The sequence below is a fragment of the Methylobacterium sp. WL19 genome, assembly GCF_008040005.1.
Classification (GTDB): domain Bacteria; phylum Pseudomonadota; class Alphaproteobacteria; order Rhizobiales; family Beijerinckiaceae; genus Methylobacterium; species Methylobacterium bullatum.
Map to the genome: position 1 here is coordinate 1 of NZ_VRVC01000225.1, position 3,677 is coordinate 3,677.

Here is a 3,677-nt window from a genome sequence, read left to right on the forward strand (position 1 = left end):
CCGACGCCGCGCCGGGCCACGCGCCCGACCCTGGCCTCGAAGAAGCGCCGCCTCGACGAGAAGTCCCGCCGCGGCGCCACCAAGCGCCTGCGCAGCGACGGCGGGGGCGATTGAGTTACTTCACCGGTCCCCTCGCGTCCGGCGGATGGTATTCCTCGGCGCCGGTGACGTAGGCGCTGCCGGGCTTCAGGACCGTGAGGGCGATGGCGATCAGTGCGAGGAGCGCCGCGAGGGCCGCCGGGAACAGGAAGGCATCCTCGCCGTAATGGGTCTGGAGGAAGCCGCCGGTCACCGCGCCGGTGCTCAGGGCACCCCAGAGGGGGGCCTGGATCCAGAACGAGGGCGCGACCTTGCCCATCAGGAGGTTGGCGAGCCCGGTCCCGAACCGCACCACCGCGCCCGTGACGTAGGTGAGGGCGAGGCTGCGCCCGGCCTCGTCCTGCAGCGTGGCGTTCTGGAGGCCGAGCGCGACGACGATGGGATAGACATGCAGCGGCCAGGAGAAGCTGCCGTAGGGCATGACGAGGCCGATGGCGAGGAGCACCGCCTGGAGCAGCAGCATCACCGAGAGCCGCCAGCGCCCGACCCAGGCCGCGATCAGCGTGCCCGCGAAGGCGCCGAAGCAGAACATGACGATGACCGAGCTGACCCGCGCCGTGCTCTCCCAATCGAACTTGCTCACCGAGACGCCGAAGCGGGTGGTGTTGCCGCTCATGAACGACATGAAGAGCTGTGAGAATTCGAGGAAGCCGATGGAATCGGCGCAGCCGGCCAGCGCCGACAGGGCGAGGGCGAAGGGGATGCGCGTCGTCGGGCTGGCGGGAAACGACTTGTCGGTCTTGTCGGCCATGCGTCTGCACAGGCTCCTTCGGAAGGACGGATCGGACTGAGTGAGGCCCGACCTTACCGATCGGGCGCCGCGGAGGAACCGCTGGCGTCCGCCCGATGGGCAGGGCTTGGGGGGTGCCGTGCCGTGCAACACATGACGAGAGGGTTCGGTTCAACCCAATCGTGCACAATCGGGATTACGGCGCGCCAGCCTCGGAACGGCTCGCATTGGCATGCCAGCGCGAGCTTCGCTCAGGCCTTCGGGGTGCCTCAGGGTCTGGGACGCAGCACCGCCACCCGTCCCTCGACGTCGATCCCGCGTTCGCGCCGGATCGCCGCCGGTTCGAGGCGCGCGAGGTCGAAACCGGCCTCGTCCGCCACCTGCCGGAGATAGCGCTCGCCATGGGCGTAGCGGGCATCGGCGCCGAGGACGAGGCCGCCCTCGGAATGCCACTGCACCGTGAAGGCGACGAGGCCCGAGGGCCGCAGGATGCGCGCTGCGTCCGCCATCACCCGCGTGAGGCCGCCCACATAGATGAAGACGTCCGCCGCCACGACGAGGTCGGCACTGTCCGGGGGCTCCTCCGCGAGAAGGCGGGTGAGATCCCCCTCCACCAGACGGTCGTAGCGCTTGCGCCGGGCGGCCTGCGCCAGCATGCCGGGGGAGACGTCGATCCCCGTGAGGGTCCGGGTCCGCCCGGCCAGCGCCTCGCCCATCAGGCCGGTGCCGCAGCCGAGGTCGAGCACGTCGCCGAAGCTCTCCGGCGCCGCGTCCAGGGCATCGAGGGCCTCCACCAGCAGTTCCGGCCCGCGATAGTGCAGGTCGTTCACGAGGTGGCGCTCGAAACGCGGGGCGTAGCCGTCGAACAGGGCGCGGATATAGGCCGGCGAGATCGAGCCGAGGGCGTCGCCCTGGCCGATCTGGACGAGGCGCAGCCGCGCGCCGAGTTCGTCGTGCGGATCGAGATCGAGGGCGTTGCCATAGGCCCTGAGGGCGGCGTGGTGGTCGCCGGGATCCGCCGTGGCGAGGTGGCGGGCCTCCCGCGCCCTCCCGAGGAGGAACCAGGCGGCGGCGTAACGCGGCGCGATCTCCAGGGCCTGCTCGGCCATCTCGGCCGCCCCCTGCGCGTCGCCCTCCACGAGGCAGGCCTCGGCATAGGCGTAGCGCCGGTCGGCGAGAAGGTCGCCCGAACTGTTCTGAAGTGACGTCTGCGCTCGCGGGTTCATGCGAGCGCCCTATATCACGTCGCATGATCCGCCATCCCCATGTTCGGCCCCCCGCAGTTCGGCATCCCGCATGAGTCTGAGTGCGAGCGACCTCCTGACCCTGACCCGCGAGGGCCTGTATTGTCCGCTGGGCGGATTCCACGTGGACCCGACCTGGCCGGTGCCGCGCGCGCTCATCACCCACGGCCATGCCGACCATGCCCGGTCCGGCCACGGCCAGGTGCTGGCCACGGGCCAGACCCTGCGGATCATGGCCGTGCGCTACGGCGAGGATTTTTGCGAGACGCGCCAGGAGGCGGTGCTCGGCGAGGAGATCCGCATCGGCGACGTCACCGTGCGCTTCGCGCCCGCCGGCCACGTCCTCGGCTCGGCCCAGATCGCGATTCAAGCGCAGGGCGTCCGGGTGGTGGTGTCGGGCGATTACAAGCGCGCCTACGACCCGACCTGCCTGCCCTTCGAGGTGGTGCCCTGCGACGTCTTCATCACCGAGGCGACCTTCGGCCTGCCGGTGTTCCGGATGCCCGACACGAAGGACGAGGTGAAGAAGCTTCTCGACTCGGTCGCCCTGTTCCCCGAGCGCGCCCACATCGTCGGCGCCTACGCGCTCGGCAAGGCGCAGCGGGTCATGGCCCTGCTGCGGGAGGCCGGATACGACGAACCGATCTATCTCCACGGCGCCATGGAGAAATTGACCGAGCTCTACAAGCGCGAGGGCATTCCCCTGGGCGAGACGCCGAAGGTCGTGGCGACGGAGCGCGGGAAACTCCACGGGGCCATCGTGCTCTGCCCGCCCTCGGCGATCCAGGACGTGTGGTCGCGCAAATTCCCCGATCCGGTCACCTCCTTTGCTTCCGGCTGGATGCGGGTGCGGGCGCGTGCCCGGCAGAAGGGCGCCGAACTCCCCCTCGTCATCTCCGACCATTCCGACTGGCCCGACCTCTGCCGCACCATCCGGGAGACCGGGGCCGGCGAGGTCTGGGTCACCCACGGGCAGGAGGACGCCCTGGTGCATTGGTGCGGGACACAAGGGATCAAGGCCAAGCCGCTGCACATGCTGGGCTATGGCGATGACGGCGAGGGCGAGCCCGCCGCGCCGGCCGAGGAGGCCGCCGCGTGAACGACTTCGCCCATCTCCTCGACCGCCTCGCCTACGAGCCGCGCCGCAACGCCAAGCTGCGCCTGCTGCAGGATTACTTTGCCCATGCGCCGGACCCGGAACGGGGCTGGGCGCTGGCCGCCATGACCGGCAACCTCAGCTTCCGCGAAGCCAAGCCGGCGATGATCCGCGGGTTGGTGGAGGCGCGGGTCGATCCGGTGCTGTTCGCGCTCTCGCATAACTATGTGGGCGATCTCGCCGAGACCACCGCGCTGATCTGGCCGGTCTCCGCCGCTTCCCCTCTCCCCGCCGGGCGGGGAGAGGGCCGCGACGACCTCGGCGTCGGCGCGGCAAGCCCGGAGGGCGAGGGTGAGGGGGTGTCTCCGGAGGAGGCTCCTCCGGCTTCGCCCCCTCACCCTCGGCTGCCGCCTCGCTCTGCCGACGACGAGGTCGGCAGAGCCCTCTCCCCGCGTGCGGGGAGAGGGGTTGGTCCAGGCCACAACAACCCACCCCCGCACATCCCCAC

The 3,677-nt window shown here is 70.6% G+C and carries 3 protein-coding genes and 2 pseudogenes; 3 read left to right on the forward strand and 2 right to left on the reverse strand.

Annotation, left to right across the window (positions count from 1 at the left end; translation table 11 throughout):
* Window positions 1–114 (forward strand): annotated as a pseudogene (locus FV220_RS26295) (aminoacyl-tRNA hydrolase); the annotation flags it as partial.
* Between the two features lies 1 nt (window position 115).
* Here the strand turns inward: FV220_RS26295 and FV220_RS24350 are convergent.
* Together FV220_RS24350 and FV220_RS24355 are read right to left on the reverse strand one after the other, a co-directional pair.
* Window positions 116–850 carry a YoaK family protein gene (locus FV220_RS24350; RefSeq protein WP_147833512.1) on the reverse strand — a complete coding sequence of 245 codons (735 nt, stop codon included), beginning with the start codon at window positions 848–850 and terminating at the stop codon, window positions 116–118.
* A gap of 248 nt (window positions 851–1,098) precedes the next feature.
* Window positions 1,099–2,055 carry a methyltransferase domain-containing protein gene (locus tag FV220_RS24355; RefSeq protein WP_147833513.1) on the reverse strand — a complete coding sequence of 319 codons (957 nt, stop codon included), beginning with the start codon at window positions 2,053–2,055 and terminating at the stop codon, window positions 1,099–1,101.
* 70 nt (window positions 2,056–2,125) lie between these two features.
* On the opposite strand from FV220_RS24355, the gene FV220_RS24360 reads away from it, so the two are divergent.
* Both FV220_RS24360 and FV220_RS26300 read left to right on the forward strand, forming a co-directional pair.
* Window positions 2,126–3,172 carry a ligase-associated DNA damage response exonuclease gene (locus tag FV220_RS24360; RefSeq protein ID WP_147833514.1) on the forward strand — a complete coding sequence of 349 codons (1,047 nt, stop codon included), beginning with the start codon at window positions 2,126–2,128 and terminating at the stop codon, window positions 3,170–3,172.
* Window positions 3,169–3,677: pseudogene (locus tag FV220_RS26300) on the forward strand (ATP-dependent DNA ligase); the annotation flags it as partial. The gene FV220_RS24360 and the pseudogene FV220_RS26300, both read left to right, overlap by 4 nt.

Excerpts from the sequence above, each read along its gene's own strand:
- FV220_RS24350 (WP_147833512.1), bottom strand. The coding sequence starts at position 850 with ATGGCCGACAAGACCGACAAGTCGTTTCCCGCCAGCCCGACGACGCGC.
- FV220_RS24355 (WP_147833513.1), bottom strand. The coding sequence starts at position 2,055 with ATGAACCCGCGAGCGCAGACGTCACTTCAGAACAGTTCGGGCGACCTT.
- FV220_RS24360 (WP_147833514.1), top strand. The coding sequence starts at position 2,126 with ATGAGTCTGAGTGCGAGCGACCTCCTGACCCTGACCCGCGAGGGCCTG.